22 protein-coding genes are annotated in these 25,939 nt (G+C 63.5%); 7 read left to right on the forward strand and 15 right to left on the reverse strand.

Going from position 1 to position 25,939, the window contains the following annotated elements:
* The first annotated feature begins 59 nt into the window (after positions 1 to 59).
* From GCN74_RS10145 to GCN74_RS10170, 6 genes are all read left to right on the forward strand, one after another.
* Positions 60 to 2,891 carry a type VI secretion system Vgr family protein gene (locus tag GCN74_RS10145; RefSeq protein ID WP_226938971.1) on the forward strand — a complete coding sequence of 944 codons (2,832 nt, stop codon included), beginning with the start codon at positions 60 to 62 and terminating at the stop codon, positions 2,889 to 2,891.
* 39 nt (positions 2,892 to 2,930) lie between these two features.
* Positions 2,931 to 4,862, forward strand: coding sequence for a phospholipase D-like domain-containing protein (locus tag GCN74_RS10150; RefSeq protein WP_319633458.1), 1,932 nt, complete (start codon positions 2,931 to 2,933; stop codon positions 4,860 to 4,862).
* A 182-nt stretch (positions 4,863 to 5,044) separates the two neighbouring features.
* Positions 5,045 to 5,896, forward strand: a complete 852-nt coding sequence (locus GCN74_RS10155; protein ID WP_226938972.1) for a tetratricopeptide repeat protein — start codon at positions 5,045 to 5,047, stop codon at positions 5,894 to 5,896.
* Positions 5,897 to 6,107: 211 nt separating this feature from the next.
* Positions 6,108 to 6,962, forward strand: coding sequence for a tetratricopeptide repeat protein (locus tag GCN74_RS10160; protein ID WP_226938973.1), 855 nt, complete (start codon positions 6,108 to 6,110; stop codon positions 6,960 to 6,962).
* An 18-nt stretch (positions 6,963 to 6,980) separates the two neighbouring features.
* Positions 6,981 to 7,259, forward strand: a complete 279-nt coding sequence (locus GCN74_RS10165; protein WP_152256561.1) for a PAAR domain-containing protein — start codon at positions 6,981 to 6,983, stop codon at positions 7,257 to 7,259.
* A 140-nt stretch (positions 7,260 to 7,399) separates the two neighbouring features.
* On the forward strand, positions 7,400 to 8,794 hold the full coding sequence (locus GCN74_RS10170) for a GntP family permease (RefSeq protein WP_152256562.1): 1,395 nt from the start codon (positions 7,400 to 7,402) through the stop codon (positions 8,792 to 8,794).
* 13 nt (positions 8,795 to 8,807) lie between these two features.
* Here GCN74_RS10170 and GCN74_RS10175 read toward each other — a convergent pair whose 3' ends face one another.
* The 4 genes from GCN74_RS10175 to GCN74_RS10190 all read right to left on the reverse strand — a co-directional run bounded on the left by GCN74_RS10175 (position 8,808) and on the right by GCN74_RS10190 (position 12,575).
* Positions 8,808 to 10,211 carry a sodium:solute symporter family protein gene (locus GCN74_RS10175; protein ID WP_152256563.1) on the reverse strand — a complete coding sequence of 468 codons (1,404 nt, stop codon included), beginning with the start codon at positions 10,209 to 10,211 and terminating at the stop codon, positions 8,808 to 8,810.
* Positions 10,212 to 10,315: 104 nt separating this feature from the next.
* Positions 10,316 to 11,131, reverse strand: coding sequence for a 3-oxoadipate enol-lactonase (gene pcaD / locus GCN74_RS10180; protein WP_152256564.1), 816 nt, complete (start codon positions 11,129 to 11,131; stop codon positions 10,316 to 10,318).
* A gap of 33 nt (positions 11,132 to 11,164) precedes the next feature.
* Complete coding sequence (gene catC / locus GCN74_RS10185; protein WP_152256565.1) at positions 11,165 to 11,455, reverse strand: muconolactone Delta-isomerase; 291 nt, start codon at positions 11,453 to 11,455, stop codon at positions 11,165 to 11,167.
* A gap of 10 nt (positions 11,456 to 11,465) precedes the next feature.
* Positions 11,466 to 12,575, reverse strand: a complete 1,110-nt coding sequence (locus tag GCN74_RS10190; RefSeq protein ID WP_152256566.1) for a muconate/chloromuconate family cycloisomerase — start codon at positions 12,573 to 12,575, stop codon at positions 11,466 to 11,468.
* A 102-nt stretch (positions 12,576 to 12,677) separates the two neighbouring features.
* Here GCN74_RS10190 and GCN74_RS10195 point away from each other — a divergent pair, with 102 nt between their 5' ends.
* Positions 12,678 to 13,592, forward strand: a complete 915-nt coding sequence (locus tag GCN74_RS10195) for a LysR family transcriptional regulator (RefSeq protein ID WP_152256567.1) — start codon at positions 12,678 to 12,680, stop codon at positions 13,590 to 13,592.
* A 10-nt stretch (positions 13,593 to 13,602) separates the two neighbouring features.
* Here GCN74_RS10195 and GCN74_RS10200 read toward each other — a convergent pair whose 3' ends face one another.
* The 11 genes from GCN74_RS10200 to GCN74_RS10250 all read right to left on the reverse strand — a co-directional run bounded on the left by GCN74_RS10200 (position 13,603) and on the right by GCN74_RS10250 (position 25,868).
* Entirely contained in the window at positions 13,603 to 13,989 is a 387-nt protein-coding gene (locus GCN74_RS10200) for a hypothetical protein (protein ID WP_152256568.1), read from the reverse strand.
* An 89-nt stretch (positions 13,990 to 14,078) separates the two neighbouring features.
* On the reverse strand, positions 14,079 to 15,419 hold the full coding sequence (locus tag GCN74_RS10205; RefSeq protein WP_152256569.1) for a PepSY-associated TM helix domain-containing protein: 1,341 nt from the start codon (positions 15,417 to 15,419) through the stop codon (positions 14,079 to 14,081).
* A gap of 8 nt (positions 15,420 to 15,427) precedes the next feature.
* The gene (locus GCN74_RS10210; RefSeq protein ID WP_226938974.1) at positions 15,428 to 17,539 is read right to left on the reverse strand and encodes a TonB-dependent receptor family protein; all 2,112 of its coding nucleotides are present in this window, start codon (positions 17,537 to 17,539) and stop codon (positions 15,428 to 15,430) included.
* 77 nt (positions 17,540 to 17,616) lie between these two features.
* Positions 17,617 to 18,009: a DUF2946 domain-containing protein gene (locus GCN74_RS10215; protein WP_152256570.1), complete on the reverse strand. Its 393-nt coding sequence runs from the start codon at positions 18,007 to 18,009 to the stop codon at positions 17,617 to 17,619.
* 53 nt (positions 18,010 to 18,062) lie between these two features.
* Complete coding sequence (locus GCN74_RS10220) at positions 18,063 to 18,632, reverse strand: membrane integrity-associated transporter subunit PqiC (protein ID WP_226938975.1); 570 nt, start codon at positions 18,630 to 18,632, stop codon at positions 18,063 to 18,065.
* 23 nt (positions 18,633 to 18,655) lie between these two features.
* Positions 18,656 to 20,287, reverse strand: coding sequence for an intermembrane transport protein PqiB (locus GCN74_RS10225; protein WP_152256572.1), 1,632 nt, complete (start codon positions 20,285 to 20,287; stop codon positions 18,656 to 18,658).
* The gene (locus GCN74_RS10230) at positions 20,280 to 21,614 is read right to left on the reverse strand and encodes a paraquat-inducible protein A (protein ID WP_152256573.1); all 1,335 of its coding nucleotides are present in this window, start codon (positions 21,612 to 21,614) and stop codon (positions 20,280 to 20,282) included. The genes GCN74_RS10225 and GCN74_RS10230 overlap by 8 nt, the downstream gene beginning before the upstream one ends.
* Positions 21,615 to 21,702: 88 nt before the next feature.
* On the reverse strand, positions 21,703 to 23,061 hold the full coding sequence (locus GCN74_RS10235; RefSeq protein ID WP_152256574.1) for an amidase: 1,359 nt from the start codon (positions 23,059 to 23,061) through the stop codon (positions 21,703 to 21,705).
* A 4-nt stretch (positions 23,062 to 23,065) separates the two neighbouring features.
* A complete protein-coding gene (locus GCN74_RS10240) occupies positions 23,066 to 23,743 on the reverse strand; it encodes a DUF2848 domain-containing protein (protein WP_152256575.1) in 678 nt (225 codons plus the stop codon).
* Between the two features lie 7 nt (positions 23,744 to 23,750).
* Entirely contained in the window at positions 23,751 to 25,085 is a 1,335-nt protein-coding gene (locus tag GCN74_RS10245; protein ID WP_152256576.1) for an MFS transporter, read from the reverse strand.
* A gap of 108 nt (positions 25,086 to 25,193) precedes the next feature.
* The gene (locus GCN74_RS10250) at positions 25,194 to 25,868 is read right to left on the reverse strand and encodes a DUF4286 family protein (protein ID WP_152256577.1); all 675 of its coding nucleotides are present in this window, start codon (positions 25,866 to 25,868) and stop codon (positions 25,194 to 25,196) included.
* Positions 25,869 to 25,939 lie beyond the last annotated feature (71 nt).

Raw genomic sequence — 25,939 nt, forward strand, 5'->3', positions numbered from 1 at the left:
TACAGGATAAATAACGACCCATCTCATCCGCCGTCGGCGGGAAGCACATCGGAGGCTGCATGATACGCAACATCGTCGACGCTGGCATGGCGGCGCTATCCGTATTCGGCACCCAATCGCAAGCCAACCGCCTGATGCGCATGGATTTCCCGCAAAAAGATGGTCCCGCGAACACCGTCATGCTGGTCAACAAGGTGCGCATGGGCGAAGAGTTATCGCGCGACTTCCGCATCGAGGCCGAGGTGCTGTCGGATGACGCCGGCATCCCCCTCAAAAGCATGATGGGCAGGATGATCACCATTTCGCTGGTGCGCGAGAACGGCAGCCTGCGCTACATGAACGGCTACGTCGGCAGTTTCCGTTTTGTCCGCACCGACGGCGGCTTCGCCTACTACCAGATGCTGCTGTCGCCTTGGCTGGCCTTCGCCAGGCTGCGCAAGGACAACGTCTCCTTTCACCACCGCAGCACCATCGAACTGACCGAAACCACCTTCGCGTACTACCGCCAGCGCGACTGGAAGACCAGGCTGGAGCCCGGTTACGACGATAAAAAACTGAGCTGCGCCAACCAGCACAACGAGACGGACTACAACCATCTGCACCGCCGTTGGGAAGACGCGGGACTGTATTACCACTACGAGCACCGGGCCGATGGCCACACGCTCATTCTCAGCGACAATTCCACCCTCGCCGAAGCCATCGACGACGCGCATGTCGCGGATGGCGCAGACCAGATGCACTTTCACGCCCAGGCCGGGTCCGAGGAGGCGGACGGGATTGACGACTGGCAAGCGGTGCGGGAACTCGGCTCCGGCAAACTGACACTGGCCAGTTTCAACTACAAAAGCCCGCATCCGCAACGGGTCCAGGGCAGCTCCCTGAACGCGCAGGGCGACGTGGACGGCTACGAACTCTACGAAAACACCGGCGCCTACGGCTACCCGAATCTGCGTGACGGCGAGAGCCTGGCGCAGCGCCGCATGGAAGAACATGACCAGCGCACCCAGTATTTCGAAGCGGGCGGCAACGACCGCGCCGCGCAGCCAGGCCGCACGTTCAAGCTGAGCGGCCACTTCAGTGCGCAAGTCAAGGCGCCGGCACCAGGCGAAGACAGGAAACCGGGCATCGCTGCGCGCGACTACCTCATCGTGTCGGTTGAACATGTCGCGAGCAACAATTATCCCGCCGGCCCGGACGGCAAATCGGAATACAGCAACAGCCTCGTCTGCATACGCCGCGACATACGCTGGCGTCCAGGTCGGCACTACAACAGCGAGCCGTGTGACAATCCCGGCGTGCAGACGGCCATCGTCGTCGGCCCGCCCGGCGAAGACATTTATACCGACGCGCTGGCCCGTATCAAACTGCAGTTTCACTGGGACCGGCTGGGCACATTCGACCAGGCCAGCTCACCGTGGATACGCGTCATGATGCCCATGGCCGGCCAGTACTTCGGCCAGATGTGCTTGCCGCGCGTCGGCCAGGAAGTGCTGGTGCAGTTCCTCGATGGAAATATGGACCACCCCATCGTCGTCGGCGTCGTCTACAACCGCGACAACATGCCGCCCTGGCATTTGCCGGCACAACGCTCGCTGGCGGGATTGCGCAGCCGCGAATTGAACAGCGGCGGCGACGGCAACAGCAACCATCTGGTGCTGGACGATACCAAGGGTGCTCTGCAGGCCCAGCTCAAGAGCGACCACGAGCACAGCCAGCTGTCGCTGGGTAGTATCACCCGTATCGACACGTCCGACGGGCGCATGGACGCGCGCGGCGACGGCTGGGAGCTGGCGACCAATGCCTGGGGCGTGGCGCGCGCGAACCGGGGCATGCTCCTCACCACCGAGGCGCGGCCGAACGGCGCCTCGCACATGAAGGACATGGGGGAGACACAGCTGCGTCTGAAGGCCGCTCATGCCCGGCAAGAGGCGCTGGCCGGGCTGGCCGCGCAATCGGGCGCACAGGACGGCGAGGACCAGGCCAGAGCAGTGGCCGCCATCAAGACGCAGAACGACAGCATCACGGGCGGCGCGGGCGCCAAGGGCAGCTTTCCGCAACTGGCCGCGCCGCACCTGGTACTGGCCAGCCCGGCCGGCATCGAGACCACGACCCGCGGCAGCACCCATCTGGCCAGCGACCAGCATACGGCAATTACCACCGGACAAGACCTTTCCATCGCCAGCGGCGCCAGCCTGTTCGCCAGCGTGCGGCAAGCATTGCGCCTGTTCGTGCAGCAGGCCGGCATGCGGCTGGTGGCGGCAGCCGGCGATATCGATGTGCGGGCGTTGAAGGACAGCATCAACATCCTTGCCAAGCTCAACATCACGCATACGGCCAACCGCATCACCATCAGCGCCAAGGAGGAGGTGCTCATCAACGGCGGCGGCAGCTACGCCAGGTTCAGCGCCGGCGGCATCGAACAAGGCAGCAACGGCACCTTTGTCGCGCACGCAGTGAGCCACAGTTTGCTCGGCCCGAAGAACATGCAGATAGCCCAGGTGCAACCGCCACAAGCCCAGCTAAAGGGCGCGGGCACGTTTCATTTGAACAGTCATCCGGCGGCGGGCGGCGCCCTCAATGCCGGCTTGCCCTACAAACTCTATAAGGATGGCGCGCTGACGGAGCAAGGGGTGTTTGACGACGATGGCAACATGACTTTCCAGCACGAGCTGGAAAAGCAGTCCACCTACGAGTTGGAGCTTCCCAACGGCAACCGCTATACCGTCGCGTCGAACCCACATGACGAGAAACAGGAAATGAGCGCTGGCATCGGCTACCACGGGTACGCCAATTCGGGCGGGGCTGCCAACGAGGGCTACGCGACGCTGGAACAGAGTCGTGTGCTGTCAAATCCTGCATTGGACGACGGCGAAGAGTCATCCGAAGCATGACGCCATCGCTGACTTTTTAAGGACTGCACCATGAGTGGCATGAACAGCAACGTAGACCTCTACAAGCAAACTCTATCCTATCGCGACAACGACGCGCCCTACCAATGCCTCGCTCAGCCTTGGTTTGTTCATGTTCCATATCCCGTCCATCCGCCACGTTATCGCTGTTTTATTGAACCATTGATTTGCGGAGAAACGGTCTTTAGGAAAATAGCGAAGGACTTGGAAAGCGCCAAGCATAGCGTCGACATCATCACATGGGGATTCGACCCCGGCATGGTGCTGGTGCGCGGGAAGAGCGCCGAGGATGGCATACGTTATGGAGATTTGCTGAAGAAGATTGCCTCGCGCACGCCCAATCCGGTCAAAGTTCGTTTGCTGGTATGGCACGACAGCGCCGTGACGCAAAAGTTAATGAAAAATAATCCAGGCTACTACGGCAGACGATTTCCATATATCGGATGCGCCATGGGCGGTTATTTTAGCGAATCGCACCAAGCCTATAACGCAGAATGGTATGCGCAGGTTTGCGGCGACGCGATACCGAATATTCATTTTCATGTGCGCAAAGTTCCTATCGCTTTGTTAGAAAAGTCATTATCGGGAGAGCTGGCGCCCACTGGTTTTATGGCACAGGTAACCCAAGCGTTTGCCACGCACCACCAGAAAATGCTGTTGATAGACTATGAAAATCCGGTCAGTGCAATAGGTTATGTGATGGGACACAATTCCGTCACCGACTTCTGGGACACGTCGGCGCACCACTTCCGCGACGTCAGGCGCGAGCGCATCTACCACATGGAGCATGTGAAGCTACAGAAGGCCGCTTGGAAGGAAGGCGAGTGTTATGACAGTGCTGGTCCAGGATACCAATTGAGCTCGCAGCAACAGGCGGCCAAGGAGCGGCTTGTCCAATCATACATCGACAAGAATAGCCATGTGGTCAAACCGTATCAGGATGTGTCCTGCCGCTTGCATGGTCCGATTCTCTACGACCTCAATCATAATTTCTGCCAAGCGTGGGGAAAGTCAACCAGGCCTACCTCTCTCTTCATGGACACGGCTTGGTTTTTTAATCCGCCAATCAAGCGTATCGTTAAGAAAGCTGGAGACTGGCTTCATGATGAGATGGACCCGGAGTTCATCGCGCGGCGCGCGAAGATACCATTGAGCGCGTTCAGACTACAAAACGGCTTGCACAATGTACAACTGCTGCGCACCGAGCCGCAGCATACAGAGAAGACCATTAAGGAATGCTACGCCAATCTGACCCGGCAAACTCTTCGCTACATCTTCATACAGAACCAATATATCCAGTATGAGCCTTGGGCGGAGCATCTCATCGAATGCGTCGGGCGCCTGCGCTCGGCCGGCTACCTGAAGCCGATATATGTGTTCATCCTGACCTCCACCCCGGAAAATGATGGCATGGATGTGCCGACCTACGATGTAGCCAGCAAAGTGGGCAGGAGTGAGGCAATGAAGGTGGAGCACGAAGAGGCATTGAAGCTGGCGCGGGAGAAAAAGAGCAAACCGCCGATTACCACAGAAGAACTGGCCGAGCGTGGCATCAACGTTTTTATGGGGTCGCTTTGGACTTGCGCCAGGGACAAAGACAGGCTGCAAGCGACGGACTATGAAGAAATCTACATCCACGCCAAGGTGGCGATTGTGGATGACGCCGCGTTCACGATAGGCTCGGCCAACCTGAATCTCCGCAGCATGGCACTAGACAGCGAGCTTAACGTGTTGAGCGAGGCGAAGGAGGTTGCGTTTCAATTGCGCTGTGATTTGTTCAGCCAGTGCTCTGGGATGGCGGGGCCGGCGCAGTTTGGCGATATGAAGAACACGTTCGAAAAATGGCTAGCAAGCGCTTCTAAAAATGTAGAACATAAGGGCGAGGGGGCTCAATTGGACAGTCAATTGTTACCCTTCTATGTTGACCGAAAGCCCGGCGTGCCTGTCGTCTAGCTATGAACAATTCGCGACTGCAGCAGCTAGTTTATGGCTTGTGCCTGCTAACAGTGTTAACGGCGAGCACATTTTTCCTCAATATCTATTTAAAGGAGAGAGTCTTGCACGACCTACCATATGGGTTTAAGAAATTTAGCTTGGACGACCCGCTACCAGCGTGTGCCCGTTGGAAGGAACACATGCCGGCCAGCCGCGACCCGGCAGCATACCGGCTCTACATCGAGGCGCGCAAGGTGTGGCGTAGCAAAATAGGGTGGCAATTCACGCGTGAGGAGGCCACGCGCATCCTCACCGATGTGAAAAAAGCGGCCGACTTGGGCGACTGGGGAGCACGAGCACTGATGGCGCATTTTTATCTGCGTGGGCTCGGTGTTCTCGAATCCAATCACGTACTTGATGCAGATCCCGACAAGAGCGTAGAAATCGTCCGCATGGCAGCCAAGGCGATGCAACCCTGGGGACTGTATGACCTCGGTGTCGCGTACGAGCATGGCTACGGAGAAGCACACTATGATGTCGATTTGGCTTGGGCATACTATCTGAGGGCAGCCCAGCTCGGCAGCCCCGAAGCACAGATGGCGTTGGCACAAGCCTATAGCGCAGCAGGTCGTCGGGGTGATGAGGTAATTATGCTGCAATGTGCATATCAGCAAGGGCACGGGCCAGCAGCTTATAAGTTGGCTGTAAAAGCGGGAGTGAATGGCAGGTATCAGGAAGGGATACGGATATGCCAAGAAGGAGTGAAGTTTGGAAGTTCGGAGTGCGCGCGCGACCTTCGGATTATGTTCAACCAAGGGTATTGGGATAGAGACTCCGACGAGGAGAAAGATGCACTAAGACCGTTGGGAATTAAAGTAGACGCTGAGCGAGAGAGGCGCTACAGCGCCATCTACGACGCATTAGAAATCAATCCCGACCTGAAGCTGAGCAGGCTCGACCTAATACTTCCGTTACCTCCTGCGAAGTTGCCACCCTGGTCCGGTGTGGAGGACGCGGTCGAGCCAGAGTCATACGACAAACCTACGTACTGACCTCACCTGAATGTCCGCCACATCTCACGCGCTTGCAGACGGCTCTCGTCGACGATGGCTATATCGCCTTATTCTGCTGGCGTCGCTCGTCGCTGCGGCTTTTTTCCTCTCAAGCTACTTACAGGAGAGAGACTTGCATGCCTTGCCATATGGATTCAAGAAGTTCAGTATGTCCGCCCCGCTACCCGCATGCGCGCGCTGGAAGGAGCACATGCCGGCCAGCCGCGACCCGGCTGCATACCGGCTCTATATCGAGGCTCGCAAGATATGGCGCAGCAAGATAGCGTGGCAATTCACGCGAGAGGAGGCCACGCGCATACTCACCGATGTGAAAAAGGCGGCCGAGTTGGGCGACTGGGGAGCGCGTGCATTAATGGCGCATTTTTATCTGCACGGACTCGGCGTTCTCGAATCCAACCACGTACTTGATGCAGACCCTGTCAAGAGTGTCGAAATCGTCCGCCTGGCAGCCAAGGCAATGCAACCTTGGGGATTATACGACCTCGGTGTCGCTCACGAGCATGGTTATGGAGGGGCACCATACGATGTCGATTTGGCGTGGGCATATTACCTTAGAGCTGCACAGCTTGGTAGCCCGGAAGCTCAGATGGCTTTGGCCGACGCCTATGCTGGAGAAGGTAGGTTAAATGATGAAGAAATCATGTTGCAATGTGCCTTTCAACAAGGCCATGGTCCCGCAGCCTATCGGTTAGGTCTCAAAGCTAGAATCCAAAAGGAGTATCTATCGGCCTTTAAGATTTATCAGCAGGGAGTGAAGTTTGGAAGTCAAGAATGCGCATCATCTCTGTGGCTATTATTCGATGGTGATGGTAGCTGGCCCAGTTCCAGTGAGGAGGAGAAGATTAATCTCAAGCTGCTTGGGGTCGCGGCGGACTCGGATCGAGGCAGCCGATACAGGGCCATTTTCGAAGCATTGAAAATCAATCCTGACATGAAACTAAACAGGCTCGACCAAGTGCTTCCGCTGCCTCCTGAAAAATTGCCACCCTGGTCCGGTGTGGAGGACGCGGTCGAGCCAGAGTCATACGACAAACCCACGTACTGAGCCAACGAGGAGAACCCCATGACCCTGAAAATCATCACCGTCGGCGATGCCACCGACCATGGAGGGAAAGTCATCAGCGGCTCACCCACGCACGATATCGGTGGCAAGGCAATTGCGCGACTGGGCGACGACGTCATGTGCCCACAACGCTATCCCGGTGGCGCGCCGCATGGCGTCAATAAAATTGTAACCGCCCACGAGACCCTGACCGCAGGAGGTATTCCGGTGGCCGTACATGGCTGCAAGACGGCTTGCGGTTGCTCGCTCATCGGCAGGGTCAACGCGACAGTGGGATAGCTGGCCATTGGCATCTTTACCCACCAGCGCATCTGCCTGCGCCGGGCAATCCTTGACCTGCGTGTTGGCGCCCTGTTGAAAAGCATGATATTAATTGAGCAATTAATTAAATACCTACTTTGCGCAAGGATCAGTTCGATATGTCTTTCCTGATAGTCCTGGCCGCACTGGCCTTCCTGATGCTGGCCGCCTACCGCGGCTACAGCGTGATCCTGTTTGCACCCGTCGCCGCGCTGGGCGCCGTGCTGCTGACCGATCCATCGGCCGTGCCGGCCGTCTTCAGCGGCATCTTCATGGAAAAGATGGTGGGCTTCATCAAGCTGTATTTCCCCGTCTTTTTGCTCGGCGCCGTGTTTGGCAAACTGATCGAGCTGTCCGGCTTTTCCCAGTCCATCGTCGTGGCGGCCATCCGCTACATCGGCAGTTCGCGGGCCAATGCCGTGATCGTTGCCGTCTGCGGTGCCCTCACCTATGGCGGCGTGTCGCTGTTTGTGGTGGTGTTTGCCGTGTATCCGTTTGCGGCTGAGCTGTATCGCCAGAGCAATATCCCCAAGCGGCTGATGCCGGGCGCCATCGCCCTGGGCGCGTTCTCGTTCACCATGGATACCTTGCCCGGCACGCCGCAGATCCAGAACATCATCCCCACCACCTTTTTCAATACAACGGGCTGGGCCGCGCCATGGCTGGGCACCATCGGCGCCGTGCTGACGGTGGCCATGGGACTGGCCTTCCTCGAATGGCGCCGGCGCTCCGTCATGGCGACGGGCGAAGGCTATGGGGCCGAAGCCGAACAGGCCACGGCCGGCGCGGGCGACTTGCCCCATCCGCTGCTGTCGGTGGCACCGCTGCTGCTCGTCGGCGTGGCCAACTACGCGCTGACCCGGCTGATCCCCCACTGGTACGGCGCCAGCTACTCGCTCACCGCCGAAGCATTGCCAGGGCTGCATGCGCCCGTGACCACGTCGATCGCTTCCGTCACCGGTATCTGGGCCGTGGAAGGCGCCTTGCTGCTGGGCATCTTGCTCGTCTGCGTGACGGCCTTCGGACGTATCCGCGCCGCCTTTGCGGAAGGTACCAAGGCAGCCGTGGGCGGCGCCCTGCTGGCAGCCATGAATACGGCGTCCGAATACGGCTTCGGCGGCGTCATCGCGGCGCTGCCCGGCTTTCTTGCCGTCAGCAACACCTTGCGCAGCGTGCCCGATCCGCTCGTCAACGCGGCCGTTTCCGTGACGACCCTGGCCGGCATTACGGGTTCGGCCTCGGGCGGCATGAGCATCGCGCTGGCCGCCATGTCCGACAGTTTCATCCAGGCAGCGCAGCAGGCGCACATTCCGCTGGAAGTCATGCACCGCGTCGTGGCCATGGCCAGCGGCGGCATGGATACCCTGCCGCACAATGGCGCCGTGATCACCCTGCTGGCCGTCACGGGCCTCACGCACCGCCAGTCCTACCGCGACATTTTCGGCATCACCATCATCAAGACCGTGGTCGTGTTTTTCGTGATCGCCATCTATTACATGACAGGACTGGTGTAAGGGCGGGTACCCCCTACGGCCGTGCGGACGACGCCAGCTTGACGTCCCCTTGCGCCGGCTTGAGCAGGTGACTGATGCCCATGCTCAGCAGCGGACCGGCCAGCGCCAGATAGGAACTGTCCACGCCGTACGGATTGCCCGCGAGAAACCAGCCTATCGTGGCGATCACCGAGACGATCACGCCGACAAAGGCGCCGCGCGGCGTGCCGAATTTCGGCGCATAGAAGGCCATCAGCACCAGCACGGCCAGGGTGGCGCGCAGGGCCTTGCCCAGGAAGGCGATCATCAGGAGTTTTTCCGCATACAGCGCCAGCACCAGCGGCAGCAAGCCTGCCACGACGATGGCGATGCGCAGGAACATCAGCGATTTCGCGTCGTTCTTTGCCTTGTTGTACCAGGGATCATAAAAATCCTTCATGGCCAGGGTCGCCGATGCCAGGGTGGTGGCGGAAATGCCGCCGAACAGGGCGCCGGCCAGGCCGACGATCATGATGCTGGCGGAAAAAGCCGGCATGTGGGCGATCAGCGTGGGAAACGCGTCGATCGACTTCATGCCCGGATACAGCACGGCGCTGCACATGCCGATCAGCGCGGCCATCAGGCCGAATGGAATCATCAGCGAAGACACGTAATAGCAGGCGCGCCTGGCCACGGCCGGGTTGTCCGTGCTGACCAGCGCCTGGATCACGTATTGCGTGGCGAAGATGGAACCGATGCCGCCGATCATCCAGGCGATGATCTGGCCCCAGCCGATCTCCACCCAGTTGAACATCTTGGCCGGCAACTGCGCCTGCAGCGCGCCAATGCCGCCGCTCGCTTCCAGCGCATACGCAAGCGCCAGGATCACGCCCAGGTATTTGACGATGGAGTGGGCGAAGTTGGTGTACACGACCGAACGCATGCCGCCCAGGCTGACATAGATCACGGTGATGGCGCCCACCAGCAGGATGGCCACGGTTTTATTGATGTGCAGCACGGCCGCCAGCACGGCGCCGCCGCTCGCGTACAGGGCCACGGCCACGATGCCCAGCGCGACGATGGTGAGGATGGACGCCGCATAACGCACGGGTTCGCCATACGTCTGCGCCAGGATGCCGGAAATCGTCGACTGTCCGCTTTCCTTGTATTTTTTCACCAGCACGATGGCCAGCAGCAAAAAACCCAGCGACAGCGCCACCAGGTTCCAGGCGGCGGAAATGCCCAGCTCATAGCCCTTTTGCGCCGTGCCGATGCTGACGGAACTGCCGATGAATTCCGACAATAACAGTGCGCCGATCAAGTAGGCGGGATAGTTGCGCCCGCCCGCCGTCATGCCTTCGGCGCTGTTGGCGTGCTTGCGCACGCTATAGGTAATGTACGACATGAGGGCGAAATAGCCCACCGTGATCGCCGCGATGATGATCAATCTGTTTTCCATCTGTCTACTCCAAGTTTGCTTTTTTTCTTATTATTTTTTCAAAAAAGCTTCCCCTGCCGCGTGCCGGCCTTGCCGGTGGCGGTGCTCAGGGGCAAAGCGAAATCTTACCCTGCCGGCGGCGATACAAAGGCGCGCAGCCGGGCCGTGAAGGCTGGCGCCGCCTCGACATTCGACAAATGCGACGCGGGCACTTGGGCCAGTTGCGCACCTGTCACCTGCCGCTGCAGCCAGCGCGCATCGTCCACCGTGGTGACGGGATCGTGCTCGCCGGCGATGAGCAGGGTGGGCACCGCAATCGTGGCCGCCTGTGCGCGCAAGTCCGCCTGCGCCAGCGCCGCGCAGCAGGCTGCGTAGCCTTCGGCATCCTGCCCGCGCAAGGTGGCGATCATGCGCGCCACCGTGGCCGCTTCCCGCGCGATGAAGGCTGGCGTGAACCAGCGCGCGGCGGCGCCGTCGGCCACCGCGTCCATGCCGTCGCGGCGCACCTGCTCCGCACGCGCCAGCCACGCGTCGGCCGCGCCGATGCGCGCCGCCGTATTTGCCAGCACCAGATGCGTGAGGCGCTGCGGCTGGTGGATGCCCAGCCACTGCCCCGTCAAGCCGCCCATCGAGATGCCGCAGAACGCGGCGCGGGCGATCTCGAGGTGGTCGAGCAGCGCCACCACGTCCAGGCCCAGGCGTTCGATGCCGAACGGCGCACTGCCGCTGGCCGAGCGGCCATGGCCGCGCGTATCGTAGCGCACGACATAGAAGTCGCTGGCCAGGTCTGCCGCCTGGGCATCCCACATGGACAGGTCCGTGCCCAGGGAATTCGACAGCAGCAGACATGGTTTGCCCCGCTCGCCATCGGTGCGGTAATGCAGCAGCGTATCGTCCCCGTTCCAGGTGGTCACGACGATTCCCGTATCCGTGTGTTTCATGGCTTGGCTCCTTTGCTTGTGCCGCAGCGCGGGTCAGGCATCGCCGTCGCGCACGGACGAAGGATGGCGGCACAGCGGCATCACGTCGATCTGCATGTAGGGAAACAAGGGCAGCGAAGTGAGCAAGTTATGCAGCTCGTCCACGCTGTCCACATCGAAAACGCTGATGTTGGCGTACTGGCCGGCGATGCGCCACAGGTGGCGCCACTTGCCCTCGTGCTGCAGGCGCTGGGCCAATTCCTTTTCCGTCTGTTTCAGCTGCGCTGCCTGTTCCGCCGGCATGCTGACGGGCAGGTTCACGTTCATGCGTACATGGAATAACATGGTGTCTCCTTTATTGACGCTGCAGGGAACGCAGCTTGTCGGTATCGATCTCCACGCCCAGGCCCGGTCCCGTCGGCACCTGCAGCATGAAGTCGCGGTACACGAGGGGCTCGCGCAAGACTTCCTGCGTCAGCAGCAGTGGCCCGAACAGTTCCGTGCCCCAGGCCAGTTCCGCAAACGTGGAACAGACATGGGCCGTGGCTGCCGTGCCGACGCCGCCCTCGAGCATGGTGCCGCCGTACAGGCCGACGCCGGCCAGGCGCGCCACGGTGGCCACTTCCAGCGCGGGCAGCAAGCCGCCCGACTGCGTGATCTTCACCGCGTACACGTCGGCCGCATCGGCCTGCGCCAGCGCCAGCGCATCGGCGGGACCGTGCAGGGCTTCATCGGCCATGATGGCCACGTCGAAGCGCTGCTTCAGGCGCGCCAGCGCGGCGCGGTTGCCCGCCTTGACGGGCTGCTCGATCAGGTCGATGCCGCCCGCTTCCAGCGCGGCGATGCCGCGCACGGCGTCCGTCTCGCTCCAGGCCTGGTTGACATCGACGCGCACGCTGGCGCGCTCGCCCAGCGCCCGCTTGATCTCCAGCACATGGGCCACGTCGTCCATCACGTCGCGCAAGCCGATCTTCAGCTTGAAGATGCGGTGGCGGCGCAGTTCCAGCATTTTTTCCCCTTCTGCGATATCGCGCGCGGTGTCGCCGCTGGCCAGCACCCAGGCCACGGGCAGCGCATCGCGCACCCGGCCGCCCAGCAATTCCGACAGCGGCACGCCCAGGCGGCGCGCCTGCGCATCGAGCAGCGCCGTCTCGATCGCGCACTTGGCGAAGCGGTTGCCCTGGATGACCTTGCGCACCCTGGCCATGGCCTTGGCCACCTGGCTCGCTTCCATGCCGACCAGCAGGGGCGCGATATAGGTATCGATATTCGTCTTGATGCTTTCCGGGCTTTCGCCGCCATAGCTCAAGCCGCCGATGGTGGTGGCTTCGCCCCAGCCCGTGATGCCGTCGGCGCAGCGCAGCCGCACCAGTACCAGCGTCTGCGTATTCATGGTGGCGACGGACAGCTTGTGCGGACGGATGGTGGGCACATCGACCAGGAAGGTCTCGATATTTTGAATCATATTTATTCCGTATAATTCTGTGGAGTGGTGACACGATATGCCCCCAAAGTCCCCACGTCCAACACCGAGTTGGTATGGAACCTATACCTGAAAGGTATGAAGATGGAATTACGCCACTTGCGCTACTTCGTTGCGGTTGCCGAAGAAAAGAACTTCACGCGCGCCGCCACGCGCCTGCATATCGCGCAGCCGCCGCTCAGCCGGCAGATGCAGCAGCTGGAAGAAACCCTGGGCGTGGCGCTGATCGAAAAGGGTTCGCGTCCCTTGCGGCTGACGGAGGCGGGCGAGTTTTTCCTCGCCCACGCGCGCCCGCTGCTCGACCAGGTGCGCGACCTGAAGGCGATGACGCAGCGCATCGGCAAGCTGGAACGCACCCTGTCGATCGGCTTCGTCGCCTCGACCCTGTACGGCGAATTGCCCGATGTCGTGCACCGCTATTGCGAACGCCATCCCGAGGTCGACGTGACCCTGCATGAAATGACGACGGTGGAGCAGATCAAGGCCTTGAAGGAAGGCCGCATCGACGTGGGTTTCGGGCGCCTGAAAAGCGAGGACCCCAGCATCCGCCGCATCCTGCTGCGCGAAGAGCGCCTGGTGGTGGCCCTGCCGCCCGGGCACCGGCTGGCCCATGGCGAGGGCGGCCTGCGCCTGGCCGACCTGACGCATGAAACCCTGCTGGTCTACCCGAAAGCGCCGCGCCCCAGCTTTGCCGACCAGGTGCTGGCCATGTTCAGCGACGGCAACGTCACGCCCGGCCCCGTCACGGAAGTGCGCGAGCTGCAGATTTCCATGGGACTGGTGGCGGCCGGCCAGGGCATTTCCATCGTACCCGAAAGCGTGCAGGCCATGCATCACCGCAACGTGGTGTACCGCAAGCTGGACGACAAGCATGCGTTCTCGCCCATCCTGTTCAGCATGCGGCACATGGACCGCTCGCCCGAGCTGGAAAACATTCTCGCTGCCGTGTATTCGATTTACGATGAACACGGCATTGCGCACGTCAAGGAAAGCCTGTAACAGCCGCCTGCTACAGCGGCGCGTCGGCCAGCAGTTCGGGCCGCAGCGCGCGGATGCGCAGTTCCGTGAAGTAGCCGCCCGCCTCGTTGTAGCGCAGATAGTGGCGGCCGCAATTCAGGCAGCGGGCCACCTGGCTCAGGTTGGCGGGATAGAAGCGCGGCGCGATGGGCGCGTCCACGCTGTCGTAGCGCGTGCCCTGCGGGTGGTACTCGTCAAACGTGGGTTCTTCGTACGGGTCTTCGCGCAGGGTGCCGACTTCTTCGAAGCGGTCCAGCTCCAGCGAGGTGGGCAGGCGCTGCCAGGCGTCCAGCGGGACGGCGCAGCAGCTGCATTTCTGGGTAACCGAGGCCGACGCAGCGGCCAGGGTGGACAGGGCGGGAAAATCGATGAATACCATGGTTCAGCCTATGCAAGGGGCGGCCCATGGCAACGAGCCTGGCCGCGCCCTTGCATTCTAGCCCAGCCAGCGCCAGGCCATGTGGTCCTTCATCGCGCAAGCCGGCGCCGGCGGCCATGGCGCGCCAGTCCCAGCTCCAGCAGCATCAGCAGGCTGCCGGACAGGAGCAGCAGCGGCATCAGCGCGCACATGCCCGCCGCCGTCAGCCAGGCCAGGGCCGAGGGCGACGTCCAGGCGCCCGGCAGCAGCTTGGGCAAGCCCAGCGAACCTGGCAGGCGCCGCTTGAAGAACATCACCCAGCCCGATACCAGCGAGAACAGCACGCTGGCGCCGAACACGAGCAACAGCGCCTGGTTCCACCAGCCGAATTCGCCCCGGTGGAAGGGGATGCCGATGGCCGTGGCCTTGCCGAACGCCGTCTGCGCATCCCAGCCCGCGTAGTACAGGGGCTTGCCGCTGTAGGCGTCGAACTGCAGGTCGAAGCGCAAGGTGGGCCGGCTGCGGTCGGCCATGGTGGCGCGCCACACATCGTCCTGGCTGGCGGGCGCCGTCAATTGCACGGCGATGGCGGGCGCATGGCTGCGCGCCACCTGCCAGGCGCCCTGCCAGTCGAGCGGAGCACCTTCCTCGGTTGACTGCAGGCCGCGCGGCGCGGGCGGCGATGCCTGGCCGCTGACGTCGCGCAGCGCGCGGATGCGCGCGCCCGCCTGCTGGCTCCACGTCAGCCCCGTCGTCAGAATCACCACACTCACCAGCCCCAGCGCCACGCCCAGGAAGGCATGCCACTGGCGCCAGCCATTGCGCCCGCGCGCGCCCCGCTTCGGCAAGCCCGCTTGCGCGCCGCGCGGCCACCACAGGACCACGCCCGTCACTAGCATCACCATCAGCCAGCTGGCCGCCAGCTCGATCATCCAGCGCCAGCCGTCGTCTTGCAGCAGCCGCGAATGCAGCTTCTTCGCCCAGTTGCCGAAGCGTTCGCTGCTGGCCAGGCTGCCCAGCACGCGCGCGTCATACGGATTCACATACACGACGACGGCTTGCGCGGGCAAGCCGAATTTCGGCCTGGCGGCAGCATGCCCGCCGTGGCCCCCATGTTCAGCATGTTCGCCTTGCGCGCCGCCGGGCGGCGCAAACGCCACCTGCACCGCGTCATCCTTTTCAAACGGCGGCACCACGTGCTGCACTTCCCAGCCACGCGGCGCCGCCCGTTCCGCTGCCGCCACGGCGGCGTCCAGCGGCCGCATGGCGCCCTGCGGCGCCACATGGTCGAGGTGGGTGTACAGCGCCGTTTCGATCTGCGGCGTGAACACGTACAGGATGCCCGTCAAGGTCGCCAGCAAGGCGAACGGCGAGGCGATCAGCGCGGCCCAGAAGTGGATGCGCCAGTACAGGCTCTTACGCCGGGCGATGAGAAAGGTGAGATCGTCCATGGTCATCCTCACAGTGCGTTGTAGGTGTAGGACAGGCCCAGCATCACGCTGCGCGGCGCGCCGGGCGTGTACTGGTTCTGCGTATTGGCCGCGTAGCTGCCCGCGCCCGAATAGCTGCTGCTGGCCGAATCCGCATAACGCCGGTCCGTCAGGTTGCGCACCTGCGCCCATGCCTCCAGCCCGCGCGCAATCCGATAGCTGGCGCGCAGGTTGAACAGCGCGTGTCCGCCATACTCCACCGTGTTGGCATTGTTCATCCAGTAGCGGCCCTGGTGCACGGCTTCGAGCGCCACCCTGGCGCCGGCCACGGGCTTGTAGCCGACCTCGAACGAGGTGATGTCGCGCGGCGCCTGCGGCATGTCGCGCCCGCTGTAATCGAGGCTGGCGGACACCTGGTAGCGCAGGTAGCGGTGGCGCGCGATGGCCGTCGCAAAGCGCGCGTCGAACGGGCCGCTGTCGTAGTTCAGGCCCAGCTCCAGCCCCTCGCTGCGCGTGCGCCCCGCGTTGCGGTTTTCGCTGTTCCCCGGCGACAGCGTGTAGCTGACGATGGTGTCGCGCCCGTCGAGCCGGTACACGGCCGTATCGAGTTTCAAGCGCCCCTGCAGGAAGGCCCAGCGCAGGCCCAGTTCATAGTTGTTGTAGACCGACGGCTGCAGGTCGGCGATGCCTGTCTTGCCATACAGCTGGCTTACTTCGGGCGGCGTGAATCCCTGGCTGACATTCGCATACACGCTGCCCGCATGGCCGATGGCGTAGGTGGCGCCCAGCTTCGGGCTGGCGTGGGAAAAACTGCGCGACTCGTCGGGCGCGCCGTAATTGACGCTGCCGCCGGGCGCCAGATTGTTATGGTAGTCGTAGCGGATGGCGTCCGAACGTCCGCCCAGCACCACGCGCGTGCCCGCCAGCGGAGAAAATTCCCATTGCGCGAAGACGGCGGTGTTCAGGATGTCCGTCTGGTAGTCGCGCACGCCCAGCGGATTGGCGGCATTGGCCAGGGTGTAGCGCAGGTAGCGGCCCGTGGCGGCATCGCGCACGATGGACAGGTTATCGCTGACAAAAGGATTGTCGCTCTTGTCCACATACACGCCGGCGATCAGGCGCGAGTTCAGCCACGCAAAATTCTGCTGGTGTTTCACGTCCAGGCCCAGCGAATCGACATGGTTGTTGTTGATGACGCCCTTGCACAGCATGCCCGTGCAGTTGCCGATGGAATAGGCGGGAATCTGCCCATGGTCGTTCTTGCGCGTAAACACGGTGACGGTGCTCGTGCCATTGGCCGTCGTCTCGCCTTCCCACGCCAGATTCATGCGCGTGGTCTTGTCCTTGCGGTAGGTGAACGCGTTCAGGCTCTTGCCCGGGTCATTGCGGTAGTCGTTCTCGAACAGGCTGCCCGTCATGGCCGCATCGAGATCCGTGTGGACGATGGTGGCGCGCAGCTGCGAAACGGGACTGAGCGCATAGTCGGCACGCAGCGAAAACGAGTCCTTGTCGCCGTAGCTGTACTCTTGCCAGTTGTCGCGCGAACGGCGCGAACTGTAATGGGAAAAGCGCAGTCCCAGCGGCCCCCACGTATCGCTGGCGGCAGTGTCGTAGCGCGTGTAGCCGCCCACATTATCGCGCCGCACGCCCACCGTGGCCGTCGGCGTGGCGCTGGCGCCGGCCGTGAGGAAATTGACGGCGCCGCCCACGGCATTGCTGCCATACAGCGAGGAGGCGGCCCCCTTCACCACTTCCACGCCGCTGGCCCCGGCCATGTTCATCTCGTTGAGCGAGTTGTGGTTGAAGACGCCCAGCGGCCGGATGGGAATGCCGTCCTCCAGATACTGGTACACGGCATTCGTGCCGATGGGCTGGCGGATGCTCATGCTGTGTTGTTCGTTGCCCAGGTCATTCCAGTACACGCCGGCGATGCGGTTGAGGATATCGCCCATGGTCTTGGGCTTGTCGCGTTCCAGCATTTTGGCATTGACGACGCCGATGGCCTGCGGCGTTTCGGACAGCCACGACTGCGCGCGCGAGCCGGAAACGACGACGGTGTCGATGGTGTGATCCGATTGCGCCTGCGCGCAGGGGTAAGCCACGGTGATGGCCGCGGCCAGCACCAACAGTTTCTTGTTCATGTGATTCTCGTTTAAGTGTGCGGATGCGGCGTGTCGCACCGCAAGGCGGACAACGCCAACATTGAAAATGCAAGGACTTAGACGAGCGCGGGCGGCGCGCGCGATTGCGCGGTGGACCAGATGAACAGCGGAGACGGCGACTGGTAGTACAGGGCCGGGAAAATGGCCGTGCCGCCGGCGACGGGCAGCGGCAGCACGGGACTGGGCGGCAAGCCCACGGAACCCGCATGCGTGGAACAGAAGGCGCAATGCTCCATCTGCATGGCCTTGCCGCCGGACTTGCCGTCGGCGCCGCCATCCTCTTCGACCTGGACGAAACGGATGCCGGCCACCGAGCAGATTTCCGCCCAGCCGGAGCCGGACTCCTGCTTGGCATTGGCGACGGCCTGGGAAACCGATGGCGCGAGCGCCGCCAGCAGGATCGCGAAACAGGCGATCCAGGCGGCGCAGCGGCGTGTGAAAGAGGTCATTCCCATGACCGCATTTTACCAGCGGCCGCCGGGACTGGGTAGCGGAAAGCGGCTCAGGCGGCCGGACAGGCGGCGTTGCCGGCGTCAAAGCCACGCACGACGCTCGCCGTATCGGCGGCGATGCGGCCGACGGCGCGGCGGTGGCCCAGCACCAATTCATCGTAGCCCGCGCCCACCTTTTCATTGGCTATCGTGCGGCAAGTCACCACCTTGTTGCTGGCCAGCTGGCGCACGCTCCATACGGCATCGATCAGCGCATACTGGCCCATCACGGACTCGAAGCGCTGCACATTGGTGCTGATGCGGTACACGGGCAGGTTGTCCGGATGCGGCGTGCGGAACACATCGATGGCGCCCAGCTCGTTCGTCACGGCCGTCGACAAGGCCTGGCCGATCTCGCCGGCCAGCGGCCCGGCCCAGCGCTGCTGCTCCAGCAATTCGATGCGGCCCGACGGCGCCGTCACGACGAACTGGTTGCGGCTCACCTGCTGCGGCACGCTGACGGCCAGCACCTCGACATAGTATTTCACGGGCTTGGCCGGCTGCGCGTCGGCGCCGCCGCTGAGCGTGTAGAAATGCTCGGGCTGGGGCGTGGAACACCCGCCCAGCAGGATGGCTGTCATCAAAAGCGCACGAATTGGCTGCTTCATTTTTTCTCATCTCCTTTTTTACCGCGGATCAGGGACTCCGGATGACGTTCCAGGTAATCCGACAGGGCATTGAGCGATTGCAGGGTTTGCGTCAGCTGCTGCAAGGCCTGGCGCACGTCCGACTGCAGCGGCGAATCCTTTTGCAGCACCTGTTCGGCCGTGCCGAAGGTCTGTTTCGCCGCCGTCAGGGTATCGCGCATTTCCGGCACCACCTGGCCATCGAGCTGCTTGAACAGGATATTGGCCTGCTTGATGGTGGCATTCAGGTTGTTGCCGATCTCCGCGTACGGCACCTGGTCCAGCTTGCGGGCGATGCTGGCGATCTGCGTCTGCAATTCGTCGAGCGTGTTCGGCACGGTCGGCACTTCCAGCGGATATTTGTTCAGCTCCAGCGCCACCTTCGGCGCTTTCGGGAAGAAGTCGAGCGCGATGTACAGCTGGCTGGTCAGCAGGTTGCCCGTGCGTAGCTGGGCGCGCAAGCCACGGCTGACCATGCGTTCGAGCAGCTGGTGGCCGGCCGAACCTTCCGCATCGTCGACGGCCGTCTTGAAACGCATGCCCAGGCGGGCCGGATACAGGCTGACGGTGACGGGCATGCGGAAGTTCTTCTTCACGGGATCGAATTCGATGCCCACCGAGCGCACCTCGCCCAGCACGATGCCGCGGAAATCCACTGCGGCGCCGGGCTGCAAGCCACGCAGGGACTGGTCGAAATAGAACACGGTGGTAATGGCTTCGCCATCGGGCTCGCGCATGGCGCTGGCCTCGTCGGCGGCCAGGCGGTAGCTGGTGCCAGCCGGCGCCGGATCTTCCGGCTTGCGGCCATTTTCCGCCTCGAAGGCGATGCCGCCCACCAGCATGGCGGCCAGCGACTGCGTGTTCAGCTTGAAACCGTTCGAATCGAGGCGCACGTCGACGCCGCTGGCATGCCACCAGCGCGCATTCTTGCCGACGAACTGGTCGTACGGCGCGTTCACGAACACCGACATGGTGATGCCGTGGCCATCCTTGTCCAGCGCGAAGCTGACCACCTTGCCCACCCGCAGGCGGTGGAAGAACAGGGGCGAGCCGACATCGACGGATCCCAGGCTGTCCGCATGCAGGGTGTACAGCTTGCCCTTCTGGTCGCCGGCCACGGCGGGCGGGTCTTCCATGCCGACGAAACTATCCTTTTTGGCTTCCGACTTGCCCGTGTCGACGCCGATGTAGGCGCCCGACAGCAAGGTACCCACGCCCGTCACGCCGCTGGCGCCGATCTGCGGGCGCACCACCCAGAAGCGCGAATCGGCGGTGGCGAATCGGCGTGCTTCCTTGCTCATGTCGATCGTCACCAGCACCTTGCTCAAGTCGTCGCCGAGGGTGATGGCGCGCACCTGGCCGATATCGACGTCCTTGTACTTGACCTTGGTCTTGCCCGGCTCCAGGCCTTCTGCGCTCTTGAAACTGACCGTCACCGTGGGTCCCTGGTCCAGGATGGACTTGGCGGCAAGACCCGCGCCGATCAGCGCGGCGAGCAAGGGTATGAGCCACACCAGCGACGGCAGCCAGCGCCTGCCCTGTTCCACGTCGGGCTCGGGCAATGGCCGGCCCCCCGTTTCGGCAAGGTCGCCCGCTTCTTTGTCAGACATGCTGTTCTCCAATCACTGTATTGTTTCCGGTATGTGCCGTCACCACCACGGGTTCTTCCTCGCCTGGCACCTGCTCGTCGACGGGGTCCCAGATCAGGCGCGGGTCGAACTGCATCGCCGCCAGCATGGTCAGCACCACCACGGCGCCAAAGGCCAGCGCGCCGGGACCGGCCGTGATCACGGCCAGCGACTTGAAACGCACCAGCGCCACCGTCAGGGTGACGACAAAGATATCGAGCATGGACCAGCGGCCGATGAATTCGACCATGCGGTACAAAACGGTGCGCTGGCGCGGCCGCCAGCGCGAACGCCGCTGCGCGGTGAACGCCAGCAGCGCCAGCACGCCCAGCTTGAGCATGGGTACGACCACGCTGGCGATGAAAATGATGATGGCCAGGCCTTTCGAGCCGCTGCTCCAGAACAGCACCACGCCGCTCATGATGGTGTCGTCCTGCGCGCCGAACAGCGACTGCGTCACCATCACGGGCAGCAGGTTGGCGGGAATGTAGAGGATCATGGCGGCGATCAGCAAGGCCCAGGTGCGGCTGATGCTGTTTGGTTTGCGCACATGCAGGGCCGAGCCGCAGCGCACGCAGCGCAGATGTTTTCCATGGCCCAGGGGCGGCGCCACCAGGCCGCAGGCATGGCAGGGCAGCATCTTCGCGCCGGGCGCGAACGCCTTGTAGCGGATGCCGGGCAGCGCTTGCCGGGTCAGGTCGTCGCCCAGGTTCCACAAGGCCTTGGGGTCGAACGAAACGACGATGGCCAGCAGCAGGGTGAGCGCGCCAAACGCGAACAGGCCAGGTTGCGGCAGCACGGTGGCCAGGCTGGTCATCTTGACGACCGTGATCAGGATGCCGATCATCAGCACTTCCGTCATGCCCCATTCGCGCGCCGTCTGCACGGCGCGCAGCACGCGGTTAAAGCCGGGCACCTTGACGCCGCCGCGCAAACCCAGCGCCACATACAGCAGGGAGCCCAGTTCGATGGCGGGAAAGAGGATGGTAAACAGGAAAACCATCGTCGCCACCACCTGCATCTGCTCGGACCACAGCACGCGGATGGAACCGAGCAAGGTGGCGCTGGAAGTCAGGCCATTGACGTCGAGTTCGACGATGGGGAAGAACTGGGCGATCAGGAAGACCAGGGCGGCGCCCAGGGTCAGCGCCACGACCTTGTCCAGGCCAGCGGAAGCGCCGCGGCCCGAGGCGGCCCGGTACAGCACCGAGCGGCAACGGACGCAGCGCGCCTTTTCGCGTGGAAGCAGCGGACGTTTGCGGTACAGCACGCCGCAGTCATGGCAGCTGATCAGGTCGTATCGGTGCACAGTGTGAAGTTTGCCGGCGCGCAAGCGCGACTATCCCATGTCAATGCCAGCCATCATGACAGAGTTGGCATTTTCCTGCACTACAGCATTATTCTTTTGCATTCCCCCGCAGCAGCGCTTCCACGGCGCGGCCGATTTGCAGCACCTTGTCGTCGGCGCCCGCCAGGCCGCAGATGGCCAGCCCCACGGGCAGTTCGCCGTCCGCATGGCACGGCAGCGACAGCGCGCAGCCGTCGAGGAAGTTGATCACGCTGGCATTGCGCAGCACCAGGCCATTCGTGGCGAAGAAGGTGGCGTCGTCCGCTTCCAGCGGCGCCACTTCCGGCGCCACGATGGCCACGCTGGGCATCAGCCACGCATCGAATGGCGCCAGGCGCCGCCGGGCGACGCCGATCAGGCGCGCGCGCGCATCGAGCAAATCGATGTAGTCGGCCGCGCCCTGCTGCTGGCCGCGGCGGATGCGCGCCGCCACGCGCTGGTCGTATTGCGCGCCCTTGTCGTCGAGCAGCGCGCGGTGCCAGTGCCACGCTTCCGCCGCCACCAGGCCGCCGCCGCCATTGATCGTCGGCAGCTCCAGCAGTTCCGGGAAATCGAACTGTTCCACCTGCGCGCCGGCTGCGCGCAGTTCGTCCAGTGCGCGCGCGAAAGCCTGCTGCACCTGCGGCTCGACATTGGCGCCCACGTAGTCCAGGGTAAAGCCGACGCGCAAGCCTTTCAGCGCTGGCGCGTGAGCGGCAATCGCGTGGCCGGACAGCGCCGCATGCAGGATGGCGCAGCAATCGACGCTGTGCGCGATGGGACCGGCCGAGTCGAGGGAGCGCGACAGCGGCACCGTGCCCGCCAGCGACACGGCAGCCGCCGTCGGCTTGAAGCCCGTCAAGCCGCAAAAGGCGGACGGGATGCGGATCGAGCCGCCCGTGTCCGTGCCCAGCGCGCCGGCCGCCATTCCCAGCGCCACCGTGACGGCGCCGCCCGAGGTGGACCCGCCCGCCACGCGCGTGCGGTCGTGCGGATGGCACGGCGTGCCGTAATGGGGATTGAGGCCCAGGCCGGAAAACGCGAATTCGCTCATGTTGGTGCGACCCAGCAGGATGGCGCCAGCCGCGCGCAGGCGCGCCACGGCACCGGCATCGGCAACGGCGGGCGGCGCCTCGGCCAGCGCCAGCGAAGCAGCGCTGCTGACCTGCCCCTTGACGTCGAACAGGTCCTTGATGGACAGGGGAATGCCCGCCAGCAGCGAAGGCACCAGGCCGGCCGCGCGCGCTGCATCGCTGGCGCGCGCTTCCATCAGCGCCTGTTCGCCATCGAGGCTGACATACGCATGGCCGCCCTGCGCCCGGTGCGCCTCGGCGCGCGCCAGCATCTGTTCGGTCAGTGCCACGCTGGTGGTACGGCCGGCGGCCAGGTCGGCCGCCAGGTCGCGGATGGTCTTGGTCAACTGGGTCATGCTCTTATCCTTCCACGGGCAGGGTTTGCACGGCATAGCGGTGCTGCAGGCGGCGCTGCAAGGCAGGATCATACAGCTCCAGCTCGAACGCGTCGCCATGGCCCATTTCACCGATGACCGGCTGCGTGCCGCAGAACATGGCACTGCCCACGGGCAGGCTGGCCTGCCCCGTGTAGCGCAGGATCAGGTCTTCCGGCGACAGCATGCGCGTCACGGGGCCATCCTGGTACAGCGCCGGCACGCCGGCCCGTTCACGCCAGGAGCGCATCTGCAGCTGGTCCCAGTGGCCGGCCACGTCGGCATGGCGCCACAGGGTGTCGCCCACGGGCTTGCCGCACATCTGCTTCGAGACCGTCACGCCATAGCTTTCCACCTTGCGGTCCGTGTGGTCGGAGCCGATGCCCACCAGCAGGCCGTATTCGGTGGAGAACAGCACGAATTCGGCCTCGCCGGACGAATCGCGGCCCGGCACTTCGATGGCCGCATCGCTGGACAGCAGCGCCGCCGCCACGCGGTAAAACGTCGGCACGCTTTTGGGACGCGCCACGCCGATGGCTTCCAGTTCGGCGATATGGTGCTCCACCATCGCCATGTCGCGGCCCGTCCAGCCGGCGATGATCAGATTGTCGATGTCGAAGGTGACGGGGCCGTAGCCGGCCAGGTTGAAGGTATGGGTGCTCATGATTTCCTTATTCCTCAAGGGGGCCGCGGCCCGTTTCTCTGGCCGCAAACACGGCGGCGCCGGTGATCAGCAAGGCCGCCGCCACGTACAGCGAGACGGCCATGGTGCTGTTGTACGAGCGGTACAGGCTGGCGATGACGAGGGGCGCGAAGCCGCCGCCGATGACGCCGGCCAGCGTGTAGGCCAGCGAAGACCCCGCGTAGCGCACCTTGGTGGGAAACTGTTCGATGACGAAAGCCGCCTGCGGACCGTACATAATGGCGTGGATGACCAGGCCCACGACGACGGCGACGACGATGGCGGCAGGGCTGGCCGTATCGAGCAAGGTGAAGAAGGCAAACGCCCACGCCAGGCCCAGGGTAGCGCCCAGCGCATACACGGGACGGCGGCCGATCTTGTCCGACAGGGCGCCAAAGACGGGTACCGACAGCGCATTGCAGGCCGTGCCGATCATGATGGCGGTGAGCGCCAGGGTCGACGACAGGTGCAGCACCGTCGTCACGTACGTCAGGGTAAACACCACCACCAGCGCATACAGCACGTCCGAGCCGATGCGCACGCCGCCGGCGATCAGCAGACGGCGCCAGTAGATGCGCAGCACGTCGCCGATCGGCGCCTCCGCCTTCGCATCCTGCTGGTCGAGTTCCTTGAACAGCGGGGTTTCCTCGATGCCGCTGCGTATCCACATGCCGAAGGCCACCAGCAGCAGGCTGGCGATGAATGGCATGCGCCAGCCCCAGTCCATGAATGCTTCATGCGGCAGCAGATACGTGATCAGGCCGATGCAGCCCGTCGCCAGCAGGGTGCCGAACGATGGCCCCACCTGCGTCCACGAGGCATTGCGGCCCCGCTTGTCCGCTGCCCCGTGTTCGACGGAGATCAGCACGGCGCCTGCCCATTCGCCGCCCAGCGCGATGCCCTGCACGAAGCGCAGCGCCACCAGCAGGACCGGGCTCCAGATGCCGGCCGTCGCGTACGTGGGCAGGAGGCCCATCAGGCCCGTCGTCACGCCCATCAGCATCAGGGTCACCACGAGTACCCAGCGGCGTCCCAGCTTGTCGCCCAGGTGGCCGAAGATCACGCCGCCGATCGGGCGCGAGATATAGCCCACCGCATACGTGGAAAAGGCCAGGATGGTGCCCATCAGGGGATCGAACGAGGGAAAGAACAGGTGATTGAAAATCAGCGCCGCCATGGTGTTGTAGACGGTGAAGTCATACCATTCCAGGGTCGTGCCGACCATGCTGGCCGTGGCCAGGCGTCCCGTCTTGGGCTTCCCGCCCGCTGCGGGCGCATGCGATTCTCTCCGCGCAGTGGCGCGCGCCGTGGTGTGTGTGGTCATAGCCTACCTCTCTCGTCAGTTTTATTGCAGGCCCGGCGCAGGATGCTTTGCCCTGCGCCGTGGCCCGTGTCTCGTGTTATCGGTGCCGGCAAGATGCGCGTGCCCGCGTCAGGCCGCTTGCAGGTCCGCCTCGCGCAGCTGCCAGGACAGCTGCAGGATGGCCGCCTGTTCGCCGTCGAGGCCCAGCGCCGCGCCGGCTTCGTTTGCCGCCGCCACGGCGGCGCTTTCCGACGACGCATCGATCAGGAAGATGGGATCGAGCACACGGCCTTCCTTCTGCTCCGCCGGCAAGGGGCCGGACAGCCTGGCGTCGGGCGTGAGCAGGCGCGTGGAAATCACGCCGTCGATCTGCAGCAGCTTCGTCCCCAGCGCCGCCATGCCGGCCACCGCCTGCGCGTCCTGGCCGATGGCTGGCGCCCCCAGGCGCAGCACGGCCAGCCAGGCGCCCGTGCCCATGCCCGTTTCCGCCTCGATGGCACAGACCCGGCGCATCGGATCACGCATGCGCTGCAGGTTCGCCACCGACCATGGCGTCTGCTGGCCGAAGGCCTTGAAGTAGTCCGGCGTCTGGAAGGCGTCGAGCGAGACGGTGCGATACAGGCCCAGGTATTTGCGGGGACCGCGCACGCTCTGGTAGCGCGTGCCGCTGACAAAACCGGGAATGCGCACGCGTTCTTCCACGTGCTCGCGGTCATACCAGCGGTTGAAATCGAGTTCGTGTTCAGGGTCGGCGCTGGTCCAGACAAACAGGATGCCGGGCAAGGTGATGGTGGACGTCGTCATGATGGTTCCGTTGTGCGTTGTAAGTGGTGTGCCAACCCAGAATAGGCGGCACGCCATCACTTGGCAAACGG

The organism is Janthinobacterium sp. FT14W, assembly GCF_009208755.1.
In the GTDB taxonomy this organism is placed as follows: Bacteria; Pseudomonadota; Gammaproteobacteria; order Burkholderiales; family Burkholderiaceae_D; genus Janthinobacterium; species Janthinobacterium violaceinigrum.